This is a genomic window from Thiocapsa rosea, assembly GCF_003634315.1.
Taxonomy (GTDB): Bacteria; Pseudomonadota; Gammaproteobacteria; order Chromatiales; family Chromatiaceae; genus Thiocapsa; species Thiocapsa rosea.
Genome location: NZ_RBXL01000001.1, coordinates 5,661,985 through 5,688,394 on the forward strand (window position 1 = coordinate 5,661,985; position 26,410 = coordinate 5,688,394).

Below are 26,410 nucleotides of genomic sequence, written 5' to 3' on the forward strand. Positions count from 1 at the left end.
AGCACAATAGGTATCTCAGCTTCGTTGTGCCTCGCTCCCGCCCGGCACAACGCACCAACAAACCGGTGATCATGTGCCCAAAAGGATCGTAAGACGTGTCCTCGGGATCGAGACCTCCTGCGACGAGACCGGAGTGGCCGTCTACGACGGCGAACGCGGTCTGGTTGCCCAAGCTGTCTACAGTCAAATCGAGATCCACGCCCAGTACGGCGGCGTCGTCCCGGAGCTGGCCTCGCGCGATCACGTGCGCAAGACACTGCCGCTGATCCGACAGGTCCTCGAGGAATCGGGGCTCGATCCCGCATCGATCGACGGCGTGGCCTACACCGCCGGTCCCGGTCTGGTCGGCGCACTCCTAGTCGGCGCCGCCTTGGGTCGTAGCCTCGCCTGGTCCTGGGGTGTGCCGGCGGTCGGCGTGCATCATATGGAGGGACATCTGCTCGCACCCCTGCTCGAAGATCCGGCGCCCCCCTTCCCCTTCGTGGCACTCCTGGTCTCGGGCGGACACACTCAACTGGTCGACGTGACCGGCGTGGGCCGCTACCGCATCTTGGGCGAATCGCTCGACGACGCCGCCGGGGAGGCCTTCGACAAGACCGCGAAGATCCTCGATCTCCCCTACCCCGGCGGCCCGGAGCTCGCCAAGCTCGCCGAGCACGGTGACCCCAAGCGTTTCCGCTTCCCTCGCCCCATGACCGACCGACCGGGGCTCGATTTCAGTTTCAGCGGGCTCAAGACCTTCGCACTCAATACCGTTCGCGAGACCGTTCCCGAGGCGCTCGACCCGGACCAGACCCGCGCCGACATCGCCCGTGCCTTCGAGGAGGCGGTGGTTGACACCCTGGTGATCAAGTGTCGTCGCGCCCTGCAGGAGACCGGCCATCGGCGCCTGATCCTCGCCGGCGGCGTCAGCGCCAACCGCCGACTGCGCGAACGTATGAACACCGCCATCGCTGCCGCGGGCGGCGAGACCTTCTACCCCAGACCCTCCCTGTGCACCGACAACGGCGCCATGATCGCCTACGCCGGCTGGCAGCGCCTGCGCGCAGGCCATCTCGAGCCCCTCGCCTTCAAGCCCAGGGCGCGTTGGCCGATGGAAGAGCTGACACCCGCTTAAACCGCGCCCAGTGCAGTATGCGATGTTTTTGGATGGGGTCGGCCCCGGCAGACTTAACGCGCGCTGGAGCAGGCGCGGTTTAAGATATTCAAAAAAATATACTATTTTAAGCCGCGCCCACGCTCAGCGTTGTGGATGCGCCAAACGTCGAGCTCACTCGGAAATCAGCATCTCGCTCTGGGCGCGGTTTAGCGCTAGCGAGATCAGGCTGATTTTCCGGCTCGCAGCCTCCAGCGTTCACCGCGAATCGCCCTCGGCCCTGAACTCCCAGGTTGCCGGTCCCGTGCGTAGAAGATCACGTCCAGGATCGCCGGGGCCTTTCCCGAACCGAATCAACTGCACGAGATCCGAGCTGACCTTGGGGTTGGTCGTGAAGTAAGAGTGACCGAACAGATCGGTGCGCTCACCCGAGAAGGTGATCAGATCGATCCGGCCGAAGGTTCCGAAATAGGTCTGCATCGCGGGAGCAATGTCCTCCGGGCGAAGCTGGCCGACTCGGTTGCGACTGCGAAAGAGGATCCGCGAGACGCTCAGCGCACGATCGTCCGGCGAGGCATAGATGCTTAGCCGGCCATTCAGGAGGCGCGGCAACGCATCGTCCGGCCATGCGCGGGTCAGGTCCGGATCCGATACGAATCCGGTAATCTTCTGCCCGGCAATGTCCACGTCGATATCGGGGGAGAGAAGGACGACGTTATAGATTCGGTAGGCATCGGCGGGGTCCACTCCCAAGGCGATCGCTTCGATCATCAACTCCCTCAAGGCATTGAGGAGCACAGCCGTCCCGCGGCTGTGCGCCAGCAGTTGAATACGCTCCACACCGGGCGTCCCCGCGATCATGCGCAGGCTCTTTTTGAGATGGTCGACCGCGTACTCGGCGGATTCAGTGGTCGTGGTATACGAGATCAGGAAGTTCCCGGTCGAGGATGCCGGCCAGGTGAAGAAACTGCAGACCTGCTCGCGACCGAAGAAGTGACAGAGTTCCGCGGCCGTAAAGGCCGCCGTGGCGAAGGTCTCGTTAAAGCCGTGAACGTAGAGCATGACCTCCTTCTTCGGCGACAGGGCCAAGCGACGCCGGATCTCCTCCTGAAAGGCCGCCTTGGTCGCGTCGAACTCTCGCATTTCGATCGGATCCCGACTCAGCGTGTTTTCGCCCGCCCGAATAATCCGGTAAGGCTCTTGCGGAAATGCCGCAAATTCCTTGACTGTCCCAAGCTCCAGGGCGACCTCGGATGTCCGCTCGGCAAGCCGACTTTGGGCCTTCAGAGTCTCCCAATCGATCGCGGGGACCATGCGCACCTCGGCCGAGCCGAACACCATCCCTTTACGGCGCGTCTGCCCATAGGGGAGACGGCTTTCGGGATCATCCTGCGCAGCACGATTGGTGATGAAGAGCAGATCGACTTCGGGGCGTTGCTGCGATGCTGCGATCTTCTCGAAGAGCACCTGCCCGTTCGGCTCCTGATAGACCAACGGCGTCGGCATCAGCTGCCGCGGCTTGGTCGCACAGCCGGATATAACCGCAACCGTCAGCATGACGGCCGATACGCACGCGAAGGTCCGATTCATTCGCCTTATACCTATCCAAAAAAGGTTAATCGCTGCCGAAACGAACGCGGAATCAAACCGATGGTGGCTTGCGGAAATTCCATTAAGAAAGAAGGCATTTCACTCGGCGCATCGGTTTAAGGAAAGAGCCGAGATCAAGACAAAGAAACAGATAGTGTGCAACCGAAACAGGGATTATTATACGGCGCCATTTCATGCTTCAACTTACCGGAGGACATTGCGATGCCACTCATGACACGCGCGCTCGCCGAGCTGATCGGAACCTTCTGGCTTGTCCTTGGCGGCTGCGGAGCCGCCGTCTTTGCAGCAGGCGTTCCGGACGTCGGAATCGGCTATCTGGGCGTTTCGTTCGCCTTTGGTTTAACCGTATTGACGATGGCCTATGCCATCGGTCATATCTCCGGCTGTCACTTGAACCCCGCCGTCTCGCTGGGACTCGCCGTAGGCGGTCGCTTCCCCTTCGCCGATGTTCCGGTCTATGTCGTCGCCCAGGTCCTCGGCGCCATCGTCGCCGCCTTCCTGATCTGGTTCATCGCCTCGGACATGGGCGTTCACAAAGAGGGGCAAGCGACCTTCACGCTCGCCGCCAACAGCTTGGCCGTCAACGGTTACGACAGCCTCTCACCGCAGGGTTACGGCTTGTTCGCCGGGTTGGTGACCGAGATCGTCATGACCGCCATGTTCCTCTTCATTATCCTCGGCGCGACTGACAAACGCGGCATTGGTACCCATGCGGGTCTCGCCATTGGCCTGGCGCTCACGCTGATCCATCTGATCTCGATCCCGATCACCAACACCTCGGTCAACCCGGCGCGCAGCACCGGACCCGCTTTGGCGCTGCTCACCGGCGGACAAGGTCAGGCGGCGGGCCAGCTCTGGCTGTTCTGGGTCGGACCGCTGATCGGTGCAGCGATTGCAGGGGTGGTGTATCGCCTGTTCGAGCAAAAGCATACAGCTTGACGAGCACAGGAGCCTCTCGGGGCCGACGCCGCATTGGCTGCGGCCCCAAGTGACCGTTCACCGAAGAACGCACGTCGTCGATCCACCCCGAGCCGCCACCGCGTGTCCCGCCTCGACCACTCCTTTGCGGCTTCGACAACCGACTGTAGGATGACTCGACCTTCGATGGCCGAGATACAAGATGCCGCAAGATCCGCTTCCGATCCCCCTGACCGACCTTCGCCGGCGTGTGAATGTCGCCCGCAATCTGATTCGTACCCTATTGACGGAGCTCGTCGGCCCCGTCGAGCTGGCGTTTGATTTTTATCGCGAGTGGAACGGCTGCTGGCGGGTGCGGGTGGAGATCAAGGACCCGATCAACGCACGACTGGAGTTCACTCTGATGGACACCCCGGCCGGCGGCATGCTCGCCCTGCCCCGCCCTCTGCCCGAACGCTGGCGCCTGGAGACCGGGATCCCTGCCACCGACGGGACACGTTGGACCCTGGATACGGACGGCCACCTCACGCCCTTCGCGCCGCCGAACGCGAAATCTCTGTAGTGGACCAAACGATGATCAATGCCTGTCATGGCCGCGATCATCAAGGCAGCATGTCCCGGACGAGGATCTTCCATTCTCTCAGCGGCTGCATCGATCCCGTCGCCGAGCCTCGTGTCTCATCGCGGACCTTACCCCAGTACGTCCTGGCCGCCCATGTAAGGCCGCAGCACCTCCGGGATGACGATACGCCCGTCCGCCTTCTGATAGTTTTCCAACAGGGCAACGAGCGTGCGCCCGACGGCAAGGCCGGAGCCGTTGAGCGTATGCAGCAGCTCCGGTTTGCCGGTCTCGGGATTGCGCCAGCGGGCTTGAAGTCGGCGGGCCTGAAAGTCGCCGAAGTTGCTGCAGGAGGAGATCTCGCGATAGGTTTCCTGAGCCGGTAGCCAGACCTCCAGATCGTAGGTCTTGCGCGAGGAGAAACCGAGATCACCGCAGCAGAGCGACACCACGCGATAGGCGAGTCCGAGACGCTGAAGGATGGACTCGGCATGCCGGGTCAGGTCTTCCAGTGCCTGGAGCGACTCTTCGGGGCGCACGGCCTGCACCAGCTCGACCTTCTCGAACTGATGTTGGCGAATCATCCCGCGGGTGTCCTTGCCGTAGGAGCCGGCCTCGCTGCGAAAACAGGGTGTGTGGGCGACCCATTTGCGCGGCAGCTCGCCGGCATCGAGGATCAGGTTACGGACCAGATTGGTCACCGGCACCTCGGCGGTCGGGATCAGATAGAGATCGCGCTCGCCCGGCACCTTGAAAAGGTCCTGCTCGAACTTGGGGAGCTGGCCGGTCCCGTAGAGGCTCTCCGCGTTCACCAGATAGGGGACATAGACCTCGGTGTAGCCGTGCTCGCCGGTATGGATGTCGAGCATGAACTGGATCAGCGCCCGATGCAGGCGTGCGAGAGGACCGGACAAGACTACGAAACGCGAGCCCACAATCTTGGCAGCGAGGTCGAAATCCATCCAGCCGCTGAATGCGCCGAGGTCGACGTGGTCCCGCGGCGTAAAACCGAAGCTCGGCGGCTCGCCCCAGCGACGCTCCTCGCGATTCTCGCGCTCGTCTCGCCCGTCCGGCACGCTCTCATCCGGCAGGTTGGGCAGACCCAGGGCGATCTCCTCCACCGCCGCCTGGATCTCCTCGAGCCGCACCTCGGATGCCTTCAGACGCTCGCCCAGGTCGGAGACCTCGGCCAGCAAGGGCGCAATGTCCGCACCGGACGCCTTGGCCTTCCCGATCGCCTTCGAGTGGGTGTTGCGCTCGTTCTGCAGCGACTGGACCTCGACCTGCAAGGCCTTGCGCTCGGTCTCCAACGACTCGATGCGCGCGGTATCCAGGACCAGACCGCGACGTGACAGGTGCGCGGCAACCTCGTCCAACTGGGTCCGCAGCAGGCGTGGATCTAACATTCGGATTCCTCGAATTCGACAGTAATCGGCCAGGATACGATATGACCCGGCCGAACGAAGCGCTCGATGCGCGTGATAGCGGACGCGGCCTTCTCGGGCCGATCAAAAAACTCCACCACCAAGGGCAGATCGAGCGAGAGATCGATCAGGGACGCACCGTGCCGTTTCCCGGACACCCCATACCCTTCGATCCCGCGCATGACGGTGACGCCTCGAACGCCGAGATCGTCGTGCAGACAGGCAAGCATGGCCTTCAACGCATGATCGGATTCGGACAGATAGACCCGAACCATGAGCGCCTCGATCCGACTCATAGTGACCTCCCGAGGATAATCCCGGCCCAACAGACCAGAACACAGAGCCAGACGCTGAGCACCATGTTGAGAAAGGCCGCCATCATGGCCCCTTCTTCCAAAAGATTCAGCGTCTCGATCGAAAAGGTGGAAAAGGTGGTGAAGGCGCCGAGAAAGCCGATCAGGATCGCCCCGCGCCATTCCGGCGCCCAACTCAACCGCTCGATCAGAAGCACGAACAAGAGCCCCATCAGGAAGGAGCCGAGCAGGTTGACCGCCAAAGTCCCCCAAGGGAAGCCCCTTCCGAGCCACGCGTAAACGGCGCTCGACATCCCGAAGCGCGCCAATGAGCCGAGCGCGCCGCCGGCTGCGATCGCGATGAGCTGAAGCATCCGATGCCTACTTCAGCAAGGCCATGGTGAAGTCACCGCTCAGATAGCCTTCCTCCAAACGCGGCTCCGCACCCAACTCTCGGGCCAGCGCAAGAAGATCGCGCGGCTGCTGATAGTTGTAGCTGCCCGGACCGTCGGTTCCCTTCAACAGATTGAAGATGAAGCCGTGCCGGGACGCCGCGAAGCAACGGCGGATAAACTCCCAGGTCTCCTCGCGGGTCAGGTTATTCATGGCACCGCTGCAGAGATAGTAGTCGGCGCTCGGGAGCCGATCCTCCAGCACGTTGCAGATGCGGATCTCGCATCCGGTGCGACGACGCGCGACCTCCGCCATCGGCTCCATCACGTCCAACCCGATGTAGCGTCCGGGCAGGCTGTTGCAGCGGTCGAGATAGCGATGGAGATCGCCGAATCCGCAACCCGCATCGACCAAGGTCAACTCCGACAGATCCTCGGGCAGGAGCCGACGCAGCACCTTGAAGCGCAGCTCTTGGCTTTGAGTCGACTGCCACTGCACGCCCTTGGCAGTCTCGCCATGCGAGGTCAGCGAGTCCAAATAAAAACTGGTGTTGTCAAGTCTCGGCATTGTTTGAATCGATCAGCGTAAAAAGGCAGCGACGACGGTTCGTGACGGGCAATCGCCCGTAATCTTACATCACACGACCCCGGGGCGGTGCTGAGGCGGCTGCAGGGACAGGGTATCGAGGGCATGCTGGCCTCGGGCCGGCACGTTCAGGACATTCGCGCGCTGTCCGATCAGCCCGGAGGCAGCGGCGGGCTCATTCGAGAAACCACTGCCAGGTCCCGGCAATCGGCTCCGCCACACGTTCCGGGCCGATCGCGGCGAGGAACTCTGCGCTCGGGAGCAGCAAGACCAGGCTGCCGAAGCCGCCCGGCAGCGTCACGGGTGCGCCCGGGTCGCCATGCCCCCAGATCCGGACTCGGTCGTCGAGATGATAGGCCAAGGACACCAGCTCGCCGACGGCGACACCGCTTGGGCTGACGGCGACCAAAGGGCGATCGAGTGCATTGACCAGCCGAGCGACCTCGGGATTCGACGCGCTGAAATGCTTCGTCCACCAGGTCTCGGCCTGCAGGATACGCCACTGAGAGAGCGCCCCGAAGACCATGATCAGCGCCAACGCGGCGGCGGCGAGGACGCGTATCCCGTCGCTGCGGACCAGTGCCGAGCCGATGCCCCAGGCCACCATCAGCTGCAACGCCAGAACGGCCGGCAAGCCATAGCGCACATGCTGCGATCGGCTTCCGCCGAGCAGCAGGTCGGGACCGAGCACCACGCCGAGATAGACCAGGGCAATCAGCACCAGCAGCCACATGCGCGGGCGAGGCGCGCGCGACAGGTAGAGACTCAAGCCGACAGCGATCGGAGCGAGCAGAAGCAGCGAGAGGGTCGGGGGGTCCGCATGCGGGCTGACATCCAGGAAGGCTCGCGTGATGTGCCCGCCCCAAGCCAGCAGATTGCGCTGCGCGCCGACGGCCCGCTCCATCCACTGCGTGTGATTGACCGCGTCCCCGAATCCCGAAACCAGCGCAAAGATCCAGGGCAGAAAGAGGACCCCGGCCGCGATGACGGCCAAAAGCCATGAACGGACCGGAAGATCCCGCAGGCGCGACCGACACGCGGAGCCCTGCATCGCCCCGAGCACGATATAGGCGGCATGGACGGGCACCATGAGGGCGAACAAGAGATGACTGTAGAGACCAAGCGCCATCATGAGCCCGTAGAGCCACCAGTCGCGCGGTCGGTTTCGGTCCAAAGCACGCTGCAGGGCTGCACTGGAGGCCAGGACCAAGAGCGTCCAGAGCGCGTATTGGCGCGCCTCTTGGGCATAGAGAAGATGCAACGGCGAGAAGGCGACCACGGCGGCCGCCACCCAGGGCACCGGGCCACGCCCGAACAGCTCGCGCATCAGCCAGAATGCAGCGAGCGGCAGCAGGAGCCCGAACGCAGCGGAGGTCCCGCGCAGGGCCGTCACCGGATCAAGCGGCAGCATGGCCGCCCATCGTCCCACCAGGTAGTAGAGCGGCGCATGCTCCGGATGCTCGACCAGCGCACGCAACGTCTCGTCCCAGCCCTTCGAAGGGTCTGGTCGCTGAAAGACCAGGATCTCGTCGGGTGTGAGCAACCGGCCGCTGAAGAGCATCTCCCAGAGATCCGCCGGGTGGCCGAAGACGCGGACCAGCGTGAAGACCTCATCGTGCCACACCGGGAGATGGTCGAGGCCGATCAGCCGGAACCCGGTCACGAGCATGAGAAGGATCACGACCCCGAGCGTCCAGAACCGAGCCTGGACGGGACTCAGGGACACGGACGATAAACGCGAGCGGCGAGGAGCGGAGAACACGAGATCGCAAGACCGGATTGATTGGGGGAGGTACGGGCGTGGGCCGTGAGTATGCGACACCCGAGCGCTTGGCTTGATGAAGGAATCGTGACAAGAGCCTGACCGACAGCGGCGCCGGAGGCTCAGAGCGCGGCAGGGCAACCGATGACGCTTGACGAGCACCCGTCCATCGGACGTTCGGCGCGAGGTTTGCTAGGTGACGTGTCAGAAATAACTTGAGCACCGAAGCTGATCGTTGTCGTTGTCGAATACGACAACGACAACGACAACTGTGGAAGAAAGGTCTTCTATCGTCGAGTTGTTTTACTTGTTTCTGAACCGTTCCTCAGCATCGAAACCCGTTGCACGACCTCACACCGGCGTTTCGCCGGGCTCAACTCCGAAGGGGATTCGCCGATGGCTCCGCGCCTGATCATGTACCACAAGCAGTCGACCAGTGCCCGCACCCGGTTCTTGAGGCTGCCCTACGGCGGCGTCTGCGGCTTCGCAGCCCTGCCTGAGGAGGCCGCCATCGACGAGCGCGGCGGTGGCTCGCCGAAGGTCGTGACCCACCCCGCGCGGGTTCTGCGCGACGCCGAGGTCCGTCTCGGCCTGCCGAGCGGCAGCCTGGAGATGGAGCCGGGGTTTCGTTGCGAGATCGCCGCAGGCGAGGAGCGCACCGAGGTCTTCCTCGCGCGCTTCACGAGTATCGATCCGCCCTTCGAGACGGCGCAGGCACACGGCAGCAGCTTCATCGATCTGACCCAAGCGCGAGGTCTTCCGCCCGTCGAGCTGGATCTGCTGCGGCGCAGCTATGAACGGATCCTGGGCTGATCGAGGATGCCCCGCTCGGCGGGTCTGGAACGCTATCGCGCGTTTCGAGTCGGAGCGGCCGATCGTCCCGCATCGCGCCCGGGTCGGTCGCACCGCAATTCCATTTGTATTGTTGGGTTTCCGCTCAGGACGGGCTGATTGTTGCAAGACCGACAGATCCGACCCTCGAGAATGCCTGCGAGGATTCCGGCGATGATACCCGTTTAAACCGCGCCGAGCGCGGTATGCGATGTTTTTGGATGGGAACGGCAGGAGCCAGGACGATGACGAACGTGCCATGTCTTTATGGACACCGACCCGCGCCCGGGAGGCGCGGTTTCCGGCAGGCCTGTCGACCATCGTGGCGTGAGGATCTGTGCCCGATCTGGATCGATCTCGTCGTACCGCCCTGCTCGTTCCGGGTGTTCCGTGATCATGATGTCGCCGCTCGGAGGGTCGTCGGTCATGACGGGAACGACATCCCCTGCTTCCAAGCCTATGACTACCGGCGGCTTGATGTCCGCTCCGACGACGACGAGGAGTATTACCTCGCCGTGTCCTACAGCGAGTCCGTCAGCGCCTGGCGCCTGCACGACGGACGCTGGCTGGTTCACCGCCGGATCGAGTTGCTCGGCGATGAAGACGCCGCGACCACCGCGATGAGCATCGACGAGCGGATGCCGCGTTGATCTGACGGCGAGCCGTGCTCGAATACAAAGTGGCGACACGGGCGACTGCGCACGCCGATGCCGCACAATATCGGCATGTTTCGTGCTTTTTTGTCATGCGTTATATCTTCGTAAACATAACGACATCACCGGAGTCTTCGACACCGACCATGACCGACACGCCCGACGACAGCATCGACACCGCCGCCTCGCTCTGGCTCGACCGCAACGAACAGGGATTCGTCGGGCGGGGACGCATCGAGCTGCTGCGCAGAATCGGTGCAACCGGGTCGATCTCGCAAGCGGCCAAGGCGATGGGCATGTCTTACAAGCACGCCTGGGACGCAGTCGATGCAATGAACAACCTGTCCCCGCAGCCGTTGGTGCAGCGACGCACCGGCGGGCGCCATGGTGGGGGAACGGAGCTCACGGAGGAGGGACGACGCTTGATCACCGTCTACGAAACCGCCGAGCGGGAGCACAGAAAATTTCTTGCGCGACTGCGCGAGGGCATCTGCGATTTCGATCGCTTCCACACCTTGATCGGAGCTTTGAATATGAAGGTCAGTGCCAGAAACAATCTGCGCGGAGTGGTCGCTTCCATCAAACCGGGCGCCGTCAACGCCGAGGTCACGCTCGATGTCGGCGGCACGCCGCTGGTCGCTATTGTCACCAACGAGAGCGTCCAGTCGCTCGGGCTTGAGCCGGGCGTCGAAGCCTACGCCTTGATCAAGGCGTCGTTCGTCATCCTGGCGACCGAGGATGGCGGGCTCAAAACCTCGGCGCGGAATCGACTGTGCGGGACGGTCGAGCGGATCACCGAGGGAGCAGTCAACACCGAGGTGGTTTTGGCGCTCGATGGCGGCGCGCGACTGGCCGCAATCATCACGATGGAGAGTACCAAGGACCTAGGGATCACCGAAGGCGGGCGGGCCTGCGCGCTGATCAAGGCGCCGCACGTCATCCTGGCGGTATCGGACTGAGGCCATCCCATCTCCGAGGCATGTTCGCGGGTCGCGTTATGTCGACATGGATATAACGCGACCCGCTCAATGGAACAAACCGCACATCTTTCACCGAGGTCGAACCCGATGACCCCCTTTCGCTCTATGCTGATCACCCTTGCGCTCGCAGCGCAGGCCGGCACCGTCCTGGCCGCCGAGACCCAAGTCGCCGTCGCCGCCAACTTCACCGCCCCCATGCAGAAGATCGCCGAGGCGTTCCAGGCCGAGACCGGTCATCGCGCCATCCTGTCGTTCGGCTCGAGCGGCAAGTTCTACGCTCAGATCACCAACGGGGCGCCCTATGACGCCTTGCTGTCAGCCGATGAAGCCACGCCCGAGAAGCTGGAGCAGGCGGGTCAGGCGGCACCGGGCAGCCGCTTCACCTACGCGATCGGCAAGCTGGTGCTCTGGTCGCCGCAGCCCGGCTATGTCGACGATCAAGGTCGCGTCCTCTATGTCGGCGACTTCCGTCACCTCGCACTTCCCAACCCCAAGCTGGCGCCCTACGGCGCGGCGGCCGTCGAGGTCATGACCGGCATGGGCGTGCTGGAAACCGCGCAACCCAAGTTCGTCTTGGGCGAGAACCTGCCGCAGGCGTTCCAGTTCGTCGTGAGCGGCAATGCCGAGCTCGGATTCCTCGCACTCTCTCAGCTCATCAAAGACGGGGAGCGCATCGCGGGCTCGGTCTGGGAGGTCCCTGCCGAGCGGCATCAACCGATCCGGCAGGATGCCGTGATCCTCGCGCGCGGCGCCGACAATCCCGCCACGCAGGCGCTGTTCGACTATCTCAAGGGCGAGAAGGCCCGCGCCATCATCGCCGAGTACGGGTATGACCTTTAAACCACAACCCTCTGACCGGAGCCGCGCTATGTATCCGATCCGCACGCTACTGACCGCCATCACCGCCACGGTGGCCCTGGGCTTGACCGCTCCGGTGCTTGCCCAAACGTCCGACACCGCCGGCGCCATCACCATCGCGGCCGCATCGGATCTCAAGTTCGCGATGGACGAGATCGTGGATGCCTTTCGAGTCGCCCATCCGGATGCCAAGGTCGACGTGATCTATGGCTCCTCGGGCAAGTTCCACACCCAGATCCAACAGGGTGCACCCTTCGACCTGTACTTCTCAGCGGACATCGCCTTCCCGCGCGGACTCGAAGAAAAAGGTCTGTCCGCCGGCCCGACGCGGCCCTATGCCTTCGGGCGCATCGTGCTCTGGAGCCCGGTGCTGAACGCGACAACGATGACGCTGAACGACCTGACGGACCCGAAGATCCGCAAGATCGCGATCGCCAATCCGCGGCATGCGCCCTACGGCATGCGTGCCGAGGAGGCACTGCGTTCGGCCGGCATCTGGGACGCGCTGCAGGGCAAGCTCGTCATGGGTGAGAACATCGCGCAGACGGCCCAGTTCGTGCAGACCGGCAACGCCGAGGTCGGCGTCATCGCACTGGCCCTGGCGCTGAATCCGACGCTGGTGGAGGCCGGCGGCTATCACCTGATCGACGACAGGCTGCATGAGCCGCTGGAACAAGGGTTCATCGTCACGCTGCGCGCCAAGGGCAACACACTGGCCCATGACTTCGCAGACTTTATGACCAGCCCGGAGACCCGCGCCATCATGGCACACTACGGCTTCGTGCTGCCCGGCGAGCAGATCGAGGAGTGACGGGGCATGGGTGACATTCATCCGGCACTGACCAATGCGGACTGGGCAGCGGTCTGGCTGACCTTCAAGCTCGCGAGCGTGGTCACGATCATCCTGATGCTGGTCGGCACGCCGATCGCGTGGTGGCTCGCCCGCACCCGATCGAAATGGAAGGGGCCAGTCGGCGCCTTGGTTGCGTTGCCGTTGGTGTTGCCGCCGACCGTGCTCGGATTCTATCTGCTGGTGGCGATGGGTCCGTACGGACCTGTCGGACAGTTCACGCAGTGGCTCGGCATCGGGCTGCTGCCCTTCACGTTCGCGGGCCTTGTGGTCGGCTCGGTGTTCTATTCGCTGCCCTTTGTCGTGCAGCCGATCCAGAACGCCTTCGAGGCCATCGGCGAGCGACCCTTGGAGGTCGCCGCGACGCTGCGGGCGAATCCTTGGGACAGCTTTTTCACCGTCATGCTGCCCTTGGCCAAGCCCGGCTTCATCACCGCCGCAATCCTCGGCTTCGCCCATACCGTCGGCGAGTTCGGCGTGGTTCTGATGATCGGCGGCAATATCCCGGAAAAGACCCGCGTCGTCTCGGTGGCCATCTACGACCATGTCGAGGCGTTGGAATACGCTGAAGCCCATGTCCTGGCCGCCGGCATGCTGATCTTCAGCTTCCTGGTGCTGTTGGCGCTCTACTCTCGGAAGACCAGCGTATGGAAATGAACGGCGCACCCCAAGCGATGAACGAGACCGCCGCGCCAACCGTCGAGGCCCGTTTTCGGGTGCAATGGCCGGGTTTTTTACTCGATGTGGACCTGAGCCTGCCGGGGCGCGGGGTCACCGCGCTGTTTGGCCATTCAGGGTCCGGCAAGACCACACTGTTGCGCTGCATCGCAGGGTTGGAGCGGCAGGGTCAGGGGCATCTGAGTTTCAAGGGCGAGGTCTGGCAGGACAGCGCACGGAACAGCTTCGTCCCGACCCATCAACGCCCCCTGGGTTATGTCTTTCAGGAGGCCAGCCTCTTCCCGCATCTGTCGGTGCACAAGAATCTGATCTACGGCCGCAAGCGGGTGGGCGGCGCGCACCGGGTCTCGCTCGAACAGGCCATCGATCTGCTCGGTATCGGGCACCTGCTCGATCGCATGCCCGATCGTCTCTCGGGCGGCGAACGGCAAAGGGTGGCCATCGCCCGAGCGCTGGCCACCAGTCCACGCCTTCTGCTGATGGACGAACCGCTCGCCGCGCTGGACCTTAAACGCAAGGGCGAGATCCTGCCCTATCTGGAACGCCTGCACGACGAGCTGGAGATCCCGGTCTTCTATGTCAGCCACTCGCCCGACGAGGTCGCGCGCCTGGCCGACTATGTCGTGTTGCTCTCCGAGGGCCGCGTCGTCGCCGAGGGTGGACTTCAAGAGACCCTGGCGCGTCTGGACCTGCCGACCGCCTTCTCCGAGGATGCCGGTGTCGTCATCGAGGCCGTCGTCGCGTCGCACGACGACAACTATCATCTCTCGCGTCTGGATTTCCCCGGCGGCAACGTCGTCGTCGCCCAACGCAAGGAGCCGATCGGTCACCGCCTGCGCGTCCGCGTCCATGCCCGCGACGTCAGCCTGGCCCTGGAGCGCGCCACCGGGACCAGCATCGCCAACCTGCTGCCCGCCACCGTCGTGGAGATCGCCGACGCCGACACCCCGGCGCATTGCCTGGTGCGACTGGATGCCGGCGGCACCCCGCTGATCGCCCGCATTACCCGTCGCTCGCTGGACCATCTCGGCGTGGCCCGCGGCAAGGCGATGTGGGCGCAGATCAAGGCCGTGGCGCTCTTGGGCGATTAAACCGCATCTTGATGGCTTGCCCGACCGCGCGGGGATGGCTCCACTCCGGCTGACCTCAGTCGACGAGCCTGGCCTCGTCAAGCCGCCGGATCAGTGCCGGCTTGCGGCTGTGCAGGTCGCGCAACCGCCGCAGGCGTGCGCCGAAGATCTCCGCCGCCCCCGTGGTGTCTGCAAGCTCACGCAGGTCGTTGAGAAGATCGACGGCCTGTTTATAGCCCGCGGCCTGACGGGTGTCGATCAGTCGATCGATATTCTGCCATAACTCTTCTTCGCGACCGCGCAGCGTGGCGAGATAGCACTTGCGGCGCGCGGCGGCGTCGGATGCCTGACGGGTCTTCTCGGCAGCACGCTCAGCCGCCCGGCGCGCCTCGTGCTCCCGGATCAGAGCCCGGGTGCACTGAACGAGTTCACCAGCCGTCCGTTGCTTACCAACCCCAATGGTCGCCGTGACGGCGTTCAACTCACGGTCGGCACGCTGCCTCAACGCGAGGAGAGGGTGCATGGCCTCCGAGAGCAACAGCTCGGTCAACAGCGCATCCTTCTCGACGACAGGCAGGGCCTCAACCCAGCCGGCGATCGCTGCGCGCTCCGGCAGCTGCGTTGGAAGCGCAACGCTGCGCTCGGCGGCCACAGCGATCAACTCGGAAGGGATTCGCAGAAATTCCGCCAAACTCCGGTGGGGCGCATCCAGCGTGGACAAACCCGGCGGAACGGCCGGCTCGGGTGTGTCTTCGGCCAAGTCCGTGGACCAGGCGGCGGCGAGCCAACCCAGATAGAGACTGCGGTGGTCGCCGCGCATCAGACTGGCACGCAAGGTGATCAGCGACGAAAGCCAGCCATCGCCTCCCTCCCACTCGGCATCCTCGGTTTCGGAGCGAAAAGACAGGATGGTTTGGTCGCGCGTGCGCCAGACCTCCAGCCCATCCTCGGTGCGATAATCGGAGACGTCATCCGGGCTCAGCAGCGTCGCCGGCACACGCAGCATGAGCCAGTGCGTGCCCCAGTTCGCGACGTGCATGAAGGCGTCGAAATAGTCCTCCATCCAGCGGTTGGGATTCCCTTTGAAATTACCCCATTGATACTCGTTCACGAAGCGGGTCGCCGTGATCTCTGCACGCGACGACCAGCGCCGCAGCTCGGCCATCTGCTCGCGGGTCAAAGGGTGATCGATCGCCTGAAATTCGAAGTACTGGTATTCGCTCATTGCACCGAGGAGTCAGGTCGAAGAGGCGGTGATCCTGCCATGGCGATCCGGTCGAGTCGAGCACCGGGCCGCGAAGGCATGACCTCGCCGCATCGGTCAAACAGGGCCGCAAGCCCCATGCGTCGACCGCATGCGAGCGCTCGGCAGGCATCGCGCCACCACGATCTCCCAGCAATTCTAAATTTGCCGCCGTTGTCCGGGCGATCGACGCTTGGGTGGCGGCCTCGCGGGCTGCAGGGCCTCCAGCATGAAGTCGAAGAGGTGATCCCAGGAGGTAAAGGGCATGTACAAGGTGAGCGCGCGCAGATGTTCGAAGAAGGTGCGCCGCGAGGGTAGGTTCCGGCGGATTGCGCGATAGCGTTGGTCGAGCAGATCGAGCACGCTGTGGGTGAGGAAGGCCAGCAGCATCAGGCTTGCCAGCAGCGAGGACAGGTGCTGTTTGCCGTGGCTGTAGTTGTGCTCGAAGTTGTAGCCCTTGGTCTTGAGGGTATTGTTGTTCTCGTTCTCGATCTTCCAGCGGCTGCGCCCGTCGGCGACGAGTTCGACGACGTTCTCCCGGGTGACCGGCACGGAGCTGGCCCAGGCGTTGCGGTAGAGCACATTGCCCGCGGCATCGGTGGTCGTCAGCTCGCACCAACCGACCTTCAGGGCATCATCACCGTCGCGCAGCGGCAGATCATTGAGCCAGCGATAGGTCTCGGTGAGGCGCTGCTTGCCCGTCCAGCATGTGTTCACCAGGGTCGGCACCGCGCCGATGCGCTCGAAGTCCGCAACCCATTCATACAGCAGCGTGTGCGACGGTGGCAGGCAGACGAACAAAAACGCACAGCCCAGCGCGAGCACCTGCTCGCAGAACGGCTGATGACAGTACAGATCGTCGCCCAGCATTGTGGTGCGCCACGGCGCGATACGTGCACCCCACTGCAGCAGCCACCGCGTTGCAGCATTGAGCTCGCAGTCCTGCTTGGCCTGCCCGTCTTGCGGGCGCACGAATGCCGGTGGCAAGGCAAAGACCTGCGCTTGCCCCGGGGCGACGATCACCGGTGTGACGGCAACATGGTAATACTGAGTCTTGCCGTTACTCAGCGTGCGCGTAGAGCAGTGCTCGCAGTGGATCGACTCGGAACAGTGGTACTGAGTCCCGTCGAGCGCAATCAGCAGGCGTGCGTCGACGCCGCGGTGCGATGCCAAGGCGCCGTGCCGATGCAGCGCCTCGATGAGTTCGAAGAACACCGGCGCGAGATGATCCGCCGAGACCGGGTCGAGCAGATTGCCGATCTGCTGCGTGCTCGGGATCTGATGCACTCCGAACAGCGAGCTGGCGTTGTTCTCCCCGTGCTCTTTCTGCATGCGCCGCTGGTAATCCAGAAACGACGGACTCTGCAGGAAAAACGCCGAGAAGGCACTCAGCGCAGCGTCGCCGATGGCATAAGACTGGTTGTTGCCGCCCTTACGGTGATCAGGCAAATCAAACAAGGCCTCGCGAATCCGCTTCACCAAGCCGGTGACCGAGAACACGTCCGGCGCAGGATCACTCTGGGCAACGGCAGGCTTGAGGACCAAAGGACTCTCCAGTAGCTTCTTAGGAGTCCCTCATAACATAATGGTCTTAAATTTAGAACTGCTGACGATCTCCACCCACAGCCATCATGCCCTCCGTGCCGTGCTAGACTCCTCTACAGTTCTGTAGAAAATAATATGAGCCAACGAAAAGTGACCCAGATTTCCGCGAATATTTCCTCCGAAACCCGTGACCGTCTCGAACGTTATGTCCGCGCGCGGGGCTTGAAGAAGGGATTCGTGATCGAACAGGCGCTCTTGCATCACTTGCAGGCCATCGCGGAGCTCCCCGAGGATACGCTTGTCCCGCCGCGACTCATCATCACCAGCGACTCGGGACAGCGGGTTCTGGAGAGACTGGATGCCAAGGAGCAACCAAATCAGGCCATGCAGGCGCTGTTCGACGAGACCCTGGATCCCGCGCCCGGCGACCCGGCATGAGTCTTCGGATCCGGCGCCTGGAGCCAGGCGATGATCGCCGCCGTTTCACCAGCGGAAATCCGGATCTCGATCGTTTCTTTCAGCGTTTCGCGGGACAGAATCAGTTTCGTCACCATCTTGGCGTGACCTACATCGCGGTTGAAGCCGATGACATCTCGGGCTTTATTACGGTCGCGCCGTCTGAGATCGAGATCGACAGCTTCCCCGTCGATCGCCGCCGTCAACTCCCGCGTTATCCCTTGCCCGTGCTCCGGCTGGCGCGGCTCGCGGTCGCTAAACAGGCGCAAGGCGGCGGGGTCGGAAACGCATTGCTGCGCTTCGGCTTGGCGCTCGCCTGTCGGACCGCCGACGAGATTGGCTGCGTCGGCGTGGTGGTCGACGCCAAACCAGAGGCTACGGCTTTCTATCGGCGCTATGGCTTTGAGCCGCTTGCGGTCATCGAGGGTGGGTTGCTTCATCGGCCGGAACCCATCCCGATGTTCCTCCCCATCTCGGCGATTCCCTGCACGACCGACCGCTGACGGGCTTCCGCCCAACGGACGTCGCCTCATGCCGCAGCACGCAGCTCCGCCATGGCCGACGAAATGACGCGCATCGCAGAGCGCAGCAACAGCCATACGAGACCGATTGCCACCAGGATGTCCGCCCAGCCCGACCCGGTGAGCCAGACCACTCCAGCCGCGACAAACACCGACAGATTCGATGCGATGTCGTTTCGCGAACACTCCCATACCGAGCTCATGTTCACGTCGTCGTGACGATGCCGCCAAAGCAAGTAGAGACACAGCGAGTTTGCGGCAAGACCGAGAAGGCTGAACAGGCCCATGACCTCGAAGAGGGGGACGCTGGGCACCACCAGCTTGTAGGCAATCTGGGCCGCCACTGCGCACGCCGCCAGGAAGATCAGAGCGCCCTTGAAGAGCGCGACCTTCGCCTTGACGACGGCGCCTCTGGACACGGCGTACAGGCTGAGCCCGTACGTCAAAGCGTCGCCGAGGTTATCGAGACTGTCGGCCAGCAGCGCCGTCGAGTTTCCGTAGAACGCGCCTGTCGCGATCACCAGGAACATGACGGCATTGATGCCGAGCACGCTGTATAGCGTCCCGCGTTGCCGTTCACGCAGGGCATCGATGGAACACTCGTTGTCGCAACAACCACTCATTGCGGAAGCCTCTTGGCAGAATCTTAAACCGCGCCGGCTCCGGCGGCCGTCGGAGCCGGCGCGGCCAAGCCAATCCAACACACGACGCATACCGCACTGGGCGCGGTTTAAGGGGAGCCCGATGGATTCATCGAGCCGCCCCGATCGCCGGACCACCAGTATCATCCGTGCAGATTGACCGCAAGCCCCAGATCCCGCAACCCAATCAACAGGATGCGCAGCGCCAACGCCACCTGCAGGACACCGAGAACGGCACCGAGCAGCTGCAGCAGGGCCGCCGGCAAGGGGCTCAGGATGGTCCGTACGTAGAGCATCGTGATGAGGTTGATCGCCATCACGACAATCAGTGCGGCGAAGACCTGAAGCATCCGGGTCAAGTCGTCCTGGAACAGCGAGAGCAAGGCCACCACAGCGGCGATCCCATAGGGCGTGACGACCATCGGAAAGGCGATCCTGAACGGCGAAGGTACCGTGTCGTCCGCGAGTGTTGCAGGCAACGCCGGCTCGTACTGCGCGAGAACCGTGCGGAGGGCGATCAAAAAGAAGATCAGGCCGGTGCAGATCGTCAGGATCGGCGTGGAGACGCCCCAGTTGGCTGCGAGAAGACTGCCGAGACCGCCGCCCAAAACAACGGCGGCGGTTCCGATCAGCACGCTCGCGAACGCGAGGCGATGCAGCTCGGCCGACGTCAACCTTGACGTGACGCGCCCGAACGGCGCAATCATCTTCAGCGGCCCGAGCGTCACCATAAAGAGCCCGATGATCTGGAGAAAGCCCAGCCGGTAGCCCCCCTCGTCCGCTGCCAGCGCGATGGACGGCAACAGGAGCAGAATGATCAAAACAGCGATCCGTGAGGGTGTCATACCGATGTATCCATGTTCTTGGGGTCGACGGCATCCGGCATGACATGCTCGGTTCTCGTTTCTGCGCGAGATCGTACAAGGATCCGGCCAACCCGGTACAGCGGCCGCGGATCAGCCGAAACGAGGTTAGCTGGGACCTTCCGCGACGGTCAAGACGCCGAGTCGCGTCCCGTCACGCCTCTCTGTTGGAGAACCACTCGATGCTGCGCCGAATCCTCCGTTTCCTCTTGCCGATGGCCATCACGATGACACCGACACCAGCCGCCACGTCCAATACCGCGCCCGACGCGGCCGGAGCCCCGATCGTCATCGCCCACCGCGGCGCCTCCGCATACCTTCCCGAGCACACCCTGGCGGCCAAGGCGATGGCTCATGCGATGGGTGCGGACTTTCTGGAGCAGGATGTCGTTCTGACACGAGACGGTCAGGCGATCGTCCTTCACGATCTCTATCTGGAGGGTCTCACCGATGTCGCTCGGCGCTTCCCCGACCGCGCGCGCGCTGACGGGCGCTGGTATGCGATCGATTTCAGCCTGTCCGAGATCCGCACGCTGCGTCTGCACGAACGGAGGAATCCCGCCACCGGCCAACCGATCTTTCCCGAACGGTTTCCGGCCGAGGCCGACCTGTTCCGAATCCACACCCTTGAAGACGAGCTGAGCCTGATCCGCGGCCTGAACCGATCGACCGGACGTACCGCGGGGATCTATGTGGAGTTGAAACACCCGGCATGGCATATCGCCGAGGGCCTGGATCCGGTGCCGATCGTCATGCGGGAGCTGGATCGAGCCGGCTATCGCGGCCTGGAGGATCACGTCTACATCCAGTGCTTCGAGCCCGACACGCTCAAGCGTCTGCACGAGGAGATCGGCACGCGCATCCCCCTGATCCAACTGATCGGCGAGAACGCTTGGTCGCCCGACCTGTCGGTCGATTTCGAGCGGATGCGCACTCGCGAGGGTCTGGCCGCCGTCGCCGAGTATGCCCACGGAATCGGCCCCTGGATCGGCCAGATCCATGAGGGCCTGGACGACACCGGCGCCCATCGCACCACGCGCTTGGTCGCCGACGCCCATGCCGCGGGACTCCTCGTCCACCCCTACACCTTTCGGCGCGACGCACTCCCCGAGGGCTTCGAAGACTTCGACGCGCTCCTGCGGTTCTTCCTCGTCGATCAGCGAGTCGAGGGGATCTTCACCGATCATCCGGACCTCGCCGTTCGCTTCAGAAGAGGGCTCATCGGCGACGACCAACCGAAGTAGAACTCCCTCGGCTTGGACCGAGGATCGTTCTTTTCAGGACGTGCGCGGAGGATCCGGATCCATCTCCGTTGCCTCTAAGGTCACTACGGCCGACGCGAGCGAGCGCGCCAAATCGCGCGCCCGTCTGACGGGAAAATGGGAGAACAACAGGGTCTCGGCCGGACCCCACAGAGTCACCCATGCCACGATGATGAGACTCTCGCTCAGCACCGTAATGAAACGTCCATCGAACCAGTACACGATCGCCTCGTTGGCCAGGATCACGAGTCCGACGACCAGGAACGCGACCAGAAAGGTCCAGCGGCCCTTGTGAGCCAGCGCGCGGATCTCCTCCTCCGCATCCACGCACTCCTCGCGAAAATGGCTTTGGATTGCCACGCGCACCTCACCGAGTCGACCCAGGTCGCCGCTCGGCACGCCGGCCGTGATTCGGAATCGCGAGCCCTTCGGATGCCCGGCCGCGTCTGCCCGAATCGCACGGGCGACCTCGGGGTGGATCCGCGGGCCGACCAACGGGGAACCGTCGCGATCGAGCAACCGATCGACCGAGTGGACGTCAAACCGCAGGACGATGTCGTCTCGTAGGGGTTTCATGGGCGCGCAGACCAAAGGTGTTGGAGCGATGCTGCTCGGGGTTGTGCCGAGTCGCGCATCCTATCCCGATCCGATGTCGCCGTGCAGGGGCCTCGCGCCTGGTTCCTCGCGCCGAGACCCTCGCGACGGCGCATTCCATCGACTAGAGTCCGGGGTAGGCGATTGTCGTCGCCGCACGCGAAACCTGTTTCAACACGGGAGGAACCACGATGGGGAATACCGAGCCCACTCCGCCCAAAGCCAGCGTGATGGCCGGCCGAGGCTACTATTCACGGCATTCGGAATCCCAAGGCGCGGCAGCGGCGCCCGGGTTCGGCTACCTCGCCGCAGCCGCCGCGGCCGTGCCGTTGCCGGCAGAGCGCTCCGCGCCGATCACGATCGCCGACTACGGTTGCGCGGGCGGCACCAACGAGGTGCGCCCCATGGAGATCCTGCTCGACGGTCTCAGGGCGCGCCGGCCAAACACCCCGATCAACGTGCTCCATACCGACTTGCCCGAGAACGACTTCGGGTCCTTGTTCGCCTTGCTCGCCGATCCTGCCCGCTCCTACACGACCGGTCGCGAGCCGCTCTACCCTCTGGTCGCCGGTCGCACGCTCTATGGTCCGCTGATGCCCGACGCCACGCTCACCGTCGGCTGGACCGCCATCACGGTGCACTGGCTCTCGCGGCTGCCGCGCCGCATCCCGGAGGGGATCTTCGCTTCCTTGATCGAACCGGAATCGGCGGACGACCTTCGCGAGCAATCCCGCCTCGATTGGGAGAGGTTCCTCATGGAGCGTCACCGCGAGCTCATCCCGGGCGGCGAGATCATCGTGGTCGGCGGCGCATCCACGGACGACGGACGCAGCGGTGCCGAAGAGTTGTTCCGGATGATGGACGACGCGCTTCGCACCCTGGTCGAATCCGGCAGGCTCGACCCCGACGAATACGAGGCGATCTTCTACCCGACCTGGAATCGGACCCTCGCCGAGTTTCTCGCACCCTTCCAGCCCGGCGGTGCGCTGTCCGGCGCACTCAAGGTCGTCGAGCACAGGTTCGACATCACTGACGACGCACGCGCCTATCCGCAGTTTGCCGTCGACGGCGACGCCGAGACCTTCGCCGCCGCCTACACCGCCTTCGCCCGCGCCGTCACCGAGCCCTCCTTCTTCCGTTGGCTCCGCAACGACCGCCCGCCGAGCGAGCGCGACGGGATCGTCGGCGATTTCTATCGAGACCTTCAGGCCCGCATCGCCGCGGACCCGCTCGCGGCAACCTGCCATTGGCGCGTCGCGACACTGCGGATCCGCCGCTCGGCATGAGCCGCGCTCGCTGCCCGGCAATCAAGCGGCGAAGCGACACGGGGCGGATGGCAAAACTTGGCTCCATCCCGAGCCCGATTCATGAAGTCTTGGTCTGGGCATCAGCCGGCCGCTCGTCGGCCTTGTCGGCCTGTCGACACGAAGTGGGACCCGTTCCCGAGCACATCCTCGGACTGTTGGCGAGCTGTTTTCGACCCAGACCTGCCGCTCGTTGCGTCGCTCTGAGCGCCCGTTCTGGACGCAGAGCGGTCGGTCGGGGCGAACCGGCTCAGCGCCGACTCTCGCCCAGAACCGGACATTGGCAACTCCCCCGTCGTTCACAGCGAGCTGGGAGCTGGGAGCTGGCAACCTGAGGGGATCATCGCGCCCAGCTGGACATGTCGCGGGGGAGTCGCCCGTCGGGGTCGTTGACGGTGACCGAGTTGCCATCCGTGAGCCGGTCTGAATACACCACGGCGTTGGTTCCGCCCTCGTGCGCCTGACTCGGAAAGAGGATGCCGGTGTAGCCATCGGCCAGCACCATATCGGCGAGAACCCAAGTCGGGGGTTCGATATGCAGCTCGAACTTCAGGTGGCGCCAGTCCTCGCGCCAGTCGTGCCATAGCTCGTCCCAGGGCGCCCCGTGGTGGAGCTGGCGCAGGTCGACCAGGTCTCGCAGCGCCGCGGTGTACGAGCACATCGTGCAGGGTGGAAGGAAGGGTGAGGTCTGCTGGTACTCGCGCAAGGCGGTTACCTCATCCAACGACAGGTACAGCGCCTCGACGCCTTCTCGGTTGAACCGCCCCCCTCGGGCTGCGGCGCCTGCGCCGCTGGTGGGCCGGCTGGCCCACTGCGGGGTATGCGCCCGGAACAACGTGGTGCCGGGTGGAAGATCGGCGAGGATCAACCGACGAACCCGGTGCTGATGGACTCCAGGTAGCCGATCGCATCCTCGGTCCGGCCTTCCTGTACCAACTGCAACAGGGTCTTGTGACGGAACGCAGGAATGGGCTCGTTCTTGACCAGAAAGATGGCGCGTTGCGGGTCCGGCTGCACCGCAGCGGCGGCCGACAACACGCGCATCAGGTCACGCAGTGCGGATTGCAGTCTTGGCGATTCCGGGTGGGTGCGCAAGGTGTTGCGATGGACCCCCGCCAGCTCGGCCAGATCCTGCTGTTGCATACCTAGAATGTCGGCGACGCCCGATGCAGAGAACCGCGACGTCCCGGGTTCACGCGTGGATTCGAGCACGTCTGCGAAGATGGCGGCCATGGCTTTGCACCGAAAGGGGCATTTATGAAATGCACATTCTACGCACAGTACAAGCACGGCTCAAGTTCCAGCCCGTCCCGCGGCCTGTCGCGACGGGTCAGTCGCCTGCTCCAGCTACCCCGAGGGATATCTCCAAACAGAGTGAGGTCATGAGCTGCACAAGATTGATCGCTGCCGCGCCCGATGCGCCAGCACGGTTTCCCGACTCGCCGCATGACGTTGCGGGGAATGGTGGTGGTTACCGTGTTTACGATGCCGTCGCTCGGATCGACGCACCCGGCCCAGCCCCATCTCACCGGCGAGCTGCGCGACATGGAACCACAGCCGTTCCGGCACGTCCAGGCGGCCTTCGTGGGTCAGCTGCACGGCGACTGCAGTCCCGTAACCTTTCCCGCTGACCAACCGCTCCGGGGCGTTTGCGCACGCTGTAGGTCAGTGCCGCGAGTGACAGCTCCCGGTGTGAATTGATTGGTGGCTTAAACAGCCGGGGGAGTCTGCAAAGCGCGTTTTGCTGCCGTAGGAGCGCGTCGGCGGGGCGTCAGCTTCGGCTAGATTCCGCGCCGTCGCGATACCTGAGCCCCGTGACCGCTGATCGGGCTAGAGGAGCACGTCGTGTCTTCGCGTCTTCGCCGGAGAACCTCTTGCGATCCCCATCCCGATCAGCGCAATGACGATGCACGCCGCCGGCTTGCCATGTGCGTACGTACGGCGCACACTTTGCTGCCTTCCGACTCCGGAGTCCACAATGAGCCAGACCGCCAACAAAGACAGCCGCCTGCATATTCGCTGCGACGAGCGTACCCGACAGCTGCTTGACAAAGCGGCTGGCTACGCTCAAGTCAACCTGTCCGAGTTCGTCCTCTCCCGGGCCATTGCGGCGGCCGAGCGAATCGTGCAGCAGCAGGAATCGATAACCCTACGAGTCGAGGACTTCCAGGCGTTCTTAGCCGCGCTCGATGCCCCCGACGGACCCAATACCGCCTTGCAGCGTGCCGTGGAACGTCATGCCGAACAGGTCGAGCGTTCGTGAGCTATCTCATCCGGCCGCTCGATGACGCGGTCGAGAAGGACGCCTTTCACTGCGGTCAACAGGATCTAGACGTCTATTTGCGGCGTTATGCGTCGCAGGATGTGCGCCGAGGTGTGGCGCGGGTGTTTGTCGCCACGTCTCGGGATGAAACACGCCGGCCGGCAGGATTCTTCTCCTTGAGCGCAGGAAGCGTGAGTGTGGAGGACTTACCCTTGGAGTTGGCACGCAAGCTTCCCCGCTATCCGGTGCCAGTGGCGTTGCTCGGGCGCTTAGCCGTCGACGAGACCTTCAAGGGCCGAGGACTCGGTTCGATCATGCTGTCCGATGCCTGCAAAAAGGTCATTCAAGCCAGTCGTGTTCTGGCGGTTGCTGCGCTGTTGGTCGACGCCAAGGATCCATCGGCGGCGGCATTCTATCGGCACTTCGGCTTTACGGCCCTTCCGGGCCGATCCGACCGACTCCTATTGCCGGAGAGGGTATTGCGGAAACTCTTTCCCCGCTTGGACGCGCTCGATCAGAGCAACCGATCCTAAACATCGAGGGGTCGCTGGGTCGGTCTTTACTTTTTGCCCGTAGGACCAAACGAACCGAGACGGCCGTCTGCTAACCTCACCACAGCGGGCGCTCGCGTGGCTTGCGTGACGGGTAGATCCGGGTCGTAAACAGGTGTCCGGAGCGTGACCGACAGCGTCCGCAACGCGTTTTTTCTGCCGCTGGAGCGGCTCGGTTCGGTGCCGCTTCCGGCGGAATCCAGACTGTCGCCTGTTTCCCCCAGCCAAAAACCGAAACCGGAACCGAAGAGACTTGACAACGACAGGCGGCGCATCGGCATCGGGCCGGTCGGGGCCATGCGGCGCTCCTTGCATGCCTTGCGCCCGAGGGCTCGGACGCCTGGACCGAATCCTTACACCCAGAACAAAAGCGACACCTCGCAGCGTTCGCCCGTCGCTCGGGTGTCGATCCGATTCGCCTCGACCTTCGGGGGCTTCCAGGCGCTGGCCTGGCGCTGCAGGACGGCGTTCAAGGTCTCTCTCGGCGCACACTCGGCGAGCGAGAGGCTTTCTTAGCGGCAGCGCCCAAGCCTGCTCGGGTCGCACGCGTGCCGAAGCGCCGATGCGGCATGCGCTCGTCTCCTTCCGGGTTATGATCCATGGGCG

General features: G+C 63.8%; 28 protein-coding genes and 1 pseudogene. 16 read left to right on the plus strand and 13 right to left on the minus strand.

Features of this window, described 5'->3' with window-relative positions; translation table 11 throughout:
• Window positions 1–73: 73 nt before the first annotated feature.
• On the plus strand, window positions 74–1,117 hold the full coding sequence (tsaD, locus tag BDD21_RS25085; protein ID WP_245969817.1) for a tRNA (adenosine(37)-N6)-threonylcarbamoyltransferase complex transferase subunit TsaD: 1,044 nt from the start codon (window positions 74–76) through the stop codon (window positions 1,115–1,117).
• Window positions 1,118–1,354: 237 nt separating this feature from the next.
• Here the strand turns inward: tsaD and BDD21_RS25090 are convergent, their stop codons facing one another.
• Window positions 1,355–2,686, minus strand: a complete 1,332-nt coding sequence (locus BDD21_RS25090) for an alpha/beta hydrolase (protein ID WP_120799485.1) — start codon at window positions 2,684–2,686, stop codon at window positions 1,355–1,357.
• Window positions 2,687–2,908: 222 nt separating this feature from the next.
• Here BDD21_RS25090 and aqpZ point away from each other — a divergent pair, with 222 nt between their 5' ends.
• Together aqpZ and BDD21_RS25100 are read left to right on the plus strand one after the other, a co-directional pair.
• Entirely contained in the window at window positions 2,909–3,646 is a 738-nt protein-coding gene (gene aqpZ, locus BDD21_RS25095) for an aquaporin Z (RefSeq protein ID WP_120799486.1), read from the plus strand.
• A gap of 181 nt (window positions 3,647–3,827) precedes the next feature.
• The gene (locus BDD21_RS25100) at window positions 3,828–4,187 is read left to right on the plus strand and encodes a hypothetical protein (RefSeq protein ID WP_120799487.1); all 360 of its coding nucleotides are present in this window, start codon (window positions 3,828–3,830) and stop codon (window positions 4,185–4,187) included.
• A gap of 128 nt (window positions 4,188–4,315) precedes the next feature.
• Here BDD21_RS25100 and serS read toward each other — a convergent pair whose 3' ends face one another.
• The 5 genes from serS to BDD21_RS25125 form a co-directional block, all read right to left on the minus strand.
• Window positions 4,316–5,590 carry a serine--tRNA ligase gene (gene serS / locus BDD21_RS25105; protein ID WP_120799488.1) on the minus strand — a complete coding sequence of 425 codons (1,275 nt, stop codon included), beginning with the start codon at window positions 5,588–5,590 and terminating at the stop codon, window positions 4,316–4,318.
• Window positions 5,584–5,904 carry a DUF190 domain-containing protein gene (locus tag BDD21_RS25110; RefSeq protein ID WP_120799489.1) on the minus strand — a complete coding sequence of 107 codons (321 nt, stop codon included), beginning with the start codon at window positions 5,902–5,904 and terminating at the stop codon, window positions 5,584–5,586. Before BDD21_RS25110 ends, serS begins: the two co-directional genes overlap by 7 nt.
• Window positions 5,901–6,275, minus strand: coding sequence for a fluoride efflux transporter CrcB (crcB, locus tag BDD21_RS25115; RefSeq protein WP_120799490.1), 375 nt, complete (start codon window positions 6,273–6,275; stop codon window positions 5,901–5,903). The genes BDD21_RS25110 and crcB overlap by 4 nt, the downstream gene beginning before the upstream one ends.
• A gap of 7 nt (window positions 6,276–6,282) precedes the next feature.
• Window positions 6,283–6,861 (minus strand): class I SAM-dependent methyltransferase, encoded by a 579-nt coding sequence (locus BDD21_RS25120; protein WP_120799491.1) that lies wholly within the window; start codon window positions 6,859–6,861, stop codon window positions 6,283–6,285.
• Between the two features lie 193 nt (window positions 6,862–7,054).
• Window positions 7,055–8,605, minus strand: a complete 1,551-nt coding sequence (locus tag BDD21_RS25125; RefSeq protein WP_147431223.1) for a glycosyltransferase family 39 protein — start codon at window positions 8,603–8,605, stop codon at window positions 7,055–7,057.
• Window positions 8,606–9,037: 432 nt separating this feature from the next.
• Here BDD21_RS25125 and BDD21_RS25130 point away from each other — a divergent pair, with 432 nt between their 5' ends.
• From BDD21_RS25130 to modC, 7 genes are all read left to right on the plus strand, one after another.
• Complete coding sequence (locus BDD21_RS25130) at window positions 9,038–9,454, plus strand: hypothetical protein (RefSeq protein ID WP_120799493.1); 417 nt, start codon at window positions 9,038–9,040, stop codon at window positions 9,452–9,454.
• 263 nt (window positions 9,455–9,717) lie between these two features.
• Window positions 9,718–10,122, plus strand: coding sequence for a hypothetical protein (locus tag BDD21_RS25135; RefSeq protein WP_120799494.1), 405 nt, complete (start codon window positions 9,718–9,720; stop codon window positions 10,120–10,122).
• Between the two features lie 149 nt (window positions 10,123–10,271).
• On the plus strand, window positions 10,272–11,084 hold the full coding sequence (locus tag BDD21_RS25140; RefSeq protein ID WP_120799495.1) for a TOBE domain-containing protein: 813 nt from the start codon (window positions 10,272–10,274) through the stop codon (window positions 11,082–11,084).
• A gap of 108 nt (window positions 11,085–11,192) precedes the next feature.
• The gene (gene modA / locus BDD21_RS25145; RefSeq protein ID WP_120799496.1) at window positions 11,193–11,945 is read left to right on the plus strand and encodes a molybdate ABC transporter substrate-binding protein; all 753 of its coding nucleotides are present in this window, start codon (window positions 11,193–11,195) and stop codon (window positions 11,943–11,945) included.
• Between the two features lie 28 nt (window positions 11,946–11,973).
• The gene (gene modA / locus BDD21_RS25150; protein WP_120799497.1) at window positions 11,974–12,774 is read left to right on the plus strand and encodes a molybdate ABC transporter substrate-binding protein; all 801 of its coding nucleotides are present in this window, start codon (window positions 11,974–11,976) and stop codon (window positions 12,772–12,774) included.
• Between the two features lie 6 nt (window positions 12,775–12,780).
• Complete coding sequence (modB, locus tag BDD21_RS25155; protein ID WP_120799498.1) at window positions 12,781–13,470, plus strand: molybdate ABC transporter permease subunit; 690 nt, start codon at window positions 12,781–12,783, stop codon at window positions 13,468–13,470.
• Window positions 13,461–14,582 carry a molybdenum ABC transporter ATP-binding protein gene (gene modC, locus BDD21_RS25160; protein ID WP_245969818.1) on the plus strand — a complete coding sequence of 374 codons (1,122 nt, stop codon included), beginning with the start codon at window positions 13,461–13,463 and terminating at the stop codon, window positions 14,580–14,582. The genes modB and modC overlap by 10 nt, the downstream gene beginning before the upstream one ends.
• 55 nt (window positions 14,583–14,637) lie before the next feature.
• Here modC and BDD21_RS25165 read toward each other — a convergent pair whose 3' ends face one another.
• Together BDD21_RS25165 and BDD21_RS25170 are read right to left on the minus strand one after the other, a co-directional pair.
• Window positions 14,638–15,786 (minus strand): hypothetical protein, encoded by a 1,149-nt coding sequence (locus tag BDD21_RS25165; protein WP_120799499.1) that lies wholly within the window; start codon window positions 15,784–15,786, stop codon window positions 14,638–14,640.
• 291 nt (window positions 15,787–16,077) lie between these two features.
• Window positions 16,078–17,286, minus strand: a pseudogene (locus BDD21_RS25170) (ISNCY family transposase); the annotation flags it as partial.
• 198 nt (window positions 17,287–17,484) lie between these two features.
• Here BDD21_RS25170 and BDD21_RS25175 point away from each other — a divergent pair.
• Window positions 17,485–17,787 carry a hypothetical protein gene (locus BDD21_RS25175; protein ID WP_245969821.1) on the plus strand — a complete coding sequence of 101 codons (303 nt, stop codon included), beginning with the start codon at window positions 17,485–17,487 and terminating at the stop codon, window positions 17,785–17,787.
• The gene (locus BDD21_RS25180) at window positions 17,784–18,308 is read left to right on the plus strand and encodes a GNAT family N-acetyltransferase (protein WP_120799501.1); all 525 of its coding nucleotides are present in this window, start codon (window positions 17,784–17,786) and stop codon (window positions 18,306–18,308) included. The genes BDD21_RS25175 and BDD21_RS25180 overlap by 4 nt, the downstream gene beginning before the upstream one ends.
• Window positions 18,309–18,334: 26 nt before the next feature.
• Here BDD21_RS25180 and BDD21_RS25185 read toward each other — a convergent pair whose 3' ends face one another.
• Together BDD21_RS25185 and BDD21_RS25190 are read right to left on the minus strand one after the other, a co-directional pair.
• Window positions 18,335–18,877, minus strand: coding sequence for a cation efflux transmembrane domain-containing protein (locus BDD21_RS25185; protein WP_245969822.1), 543 nt, complete (start codon window positions 18,875–18,877; stop codon window positions 18,335–18,337).
• Between the two features lie 233 nt (window positions 18,878–19,110).
• Complete coding sequence (locus BDD21_RS25190) at window positions 19,111–19,812, minus strand: MarC family protein (protein WP_120799503.1); 702 nt, start codon at window positions 19,810–19,812, stop codon at window positions 19,111–19,113.
• A gap of 200 nt (window positions 19,813–20,012) precedes the next feature.
• Here BDD21_RS25190 and glpQ point away from each other — a divergent pair, with 200 nt between their 5' ends.
• On the plus strand, window positions 20,013–21,074 hold the full coding sequence (gene glpQ, locus BDD21_RS25195) for a glycerophosphodiester phosphodiesterase (RefSeq protein WP_120799504.1): 1,062 nt from the start codon (window positions 20,013–20,015) through the stop codon (window positions 21,072–21,074).
• A gap of 33 nt (window positions 21,075–21,107) precedes the next feature.
• Here the strand turns inward: glpQ and BDD21_RS25200 are convergent, their stop codons facing one another.
• Complete coding sequence (locus tag BDD21_RS25200) at window positions 21,108–21,668, minus strand: hypothetical protein (RefSeq protein WP_120799505.1); 561 nt, start codon at window positions 21,666–21,668, stop codon at window positions 21,108–21,110.
• Window positions 21,669–21,877: 209 nt separating this feature from the next.
• Between BDD21_RS25200 and BDD21_RS25205 the strand changes: the two genes are divergently transcribed.
• Window positions 21,878–22,972 carry a class I SAM-dependent methyltransferase gene (locus tag BDD21_RS25205; RefSeq protein ID WP_170164903.1) on the plus strand — a complete coding sequence of 365 codons (1,095 nt, stop codon included), beginning with the start codon at window positions 21,878–21,880 and terminating at the stop codon, window positions 22,970–22,972.
• Between the two features lie 358 nt (window positions 22,973–23,330).
• On the opposite strand, the gene BDD21_RS25215 is transcribed toward BDD21_RS25205, so the two are convergent.
• On the minus strand, window positions 23,331–23,825 hold the full coding sequence (locus BDD21_RS25215; RefSeq protein WP_245969823.1) for an RES family NAD+ phosphorylase: 495 nt from the start codon (window positions 23,823–23,825) through the stop codon (window positions 23,331–23,333).
• A 29-nt stretch (window positions 23,826–23,854) separates the two neighbouring features.
• Window positions 23,855–24,223, minus strand: coding sequence for a hypothetical protein (locus BDD21_RS25220; protein ID WP_007191680.1), 369 nt, complete (start codon window positions 24,221–24,223; stop codon window positions 23,855–23,857).
• A gap of 745 nt (window positions 24,224–24,968) precedes the next feature.
• On the opposite strand from BDD21_RS25220, the gene BDD21_RS25225 reads away from it, so the two are divergent.
• Together BDD21_RS25225 and BDD21_RS25230 are read left to right on the plus strand one after the other, a co-directional pair.
• Window positions 24,969–25,253, plus strand: a complete 285-nt coding sequence (locus BDD21_RS25225) for a type II toxin-antitoxin system TacA family antitoxin (protein ID WP_120799507.1) — start codon at window positions 24,969–24,971, stop codon at window positions 25,251–25,253.
• Window positions 25,250–25,786, plus strand: coding sequence for a GNAT family N-acetyltransferase (locus tag BDD21_RS25230; protein WP_120799508.1), 537 nt, complete (start codon window positions 25,250–25,252; stop codon window positions 25,784–25,786). Before BDD21_RS25225 ends, BDD21_RS25230 begins: the two co-directional genes overlap by 4 nt.
• Window positions 25,787–26,410: the final 624 nt, after the last annotated feature.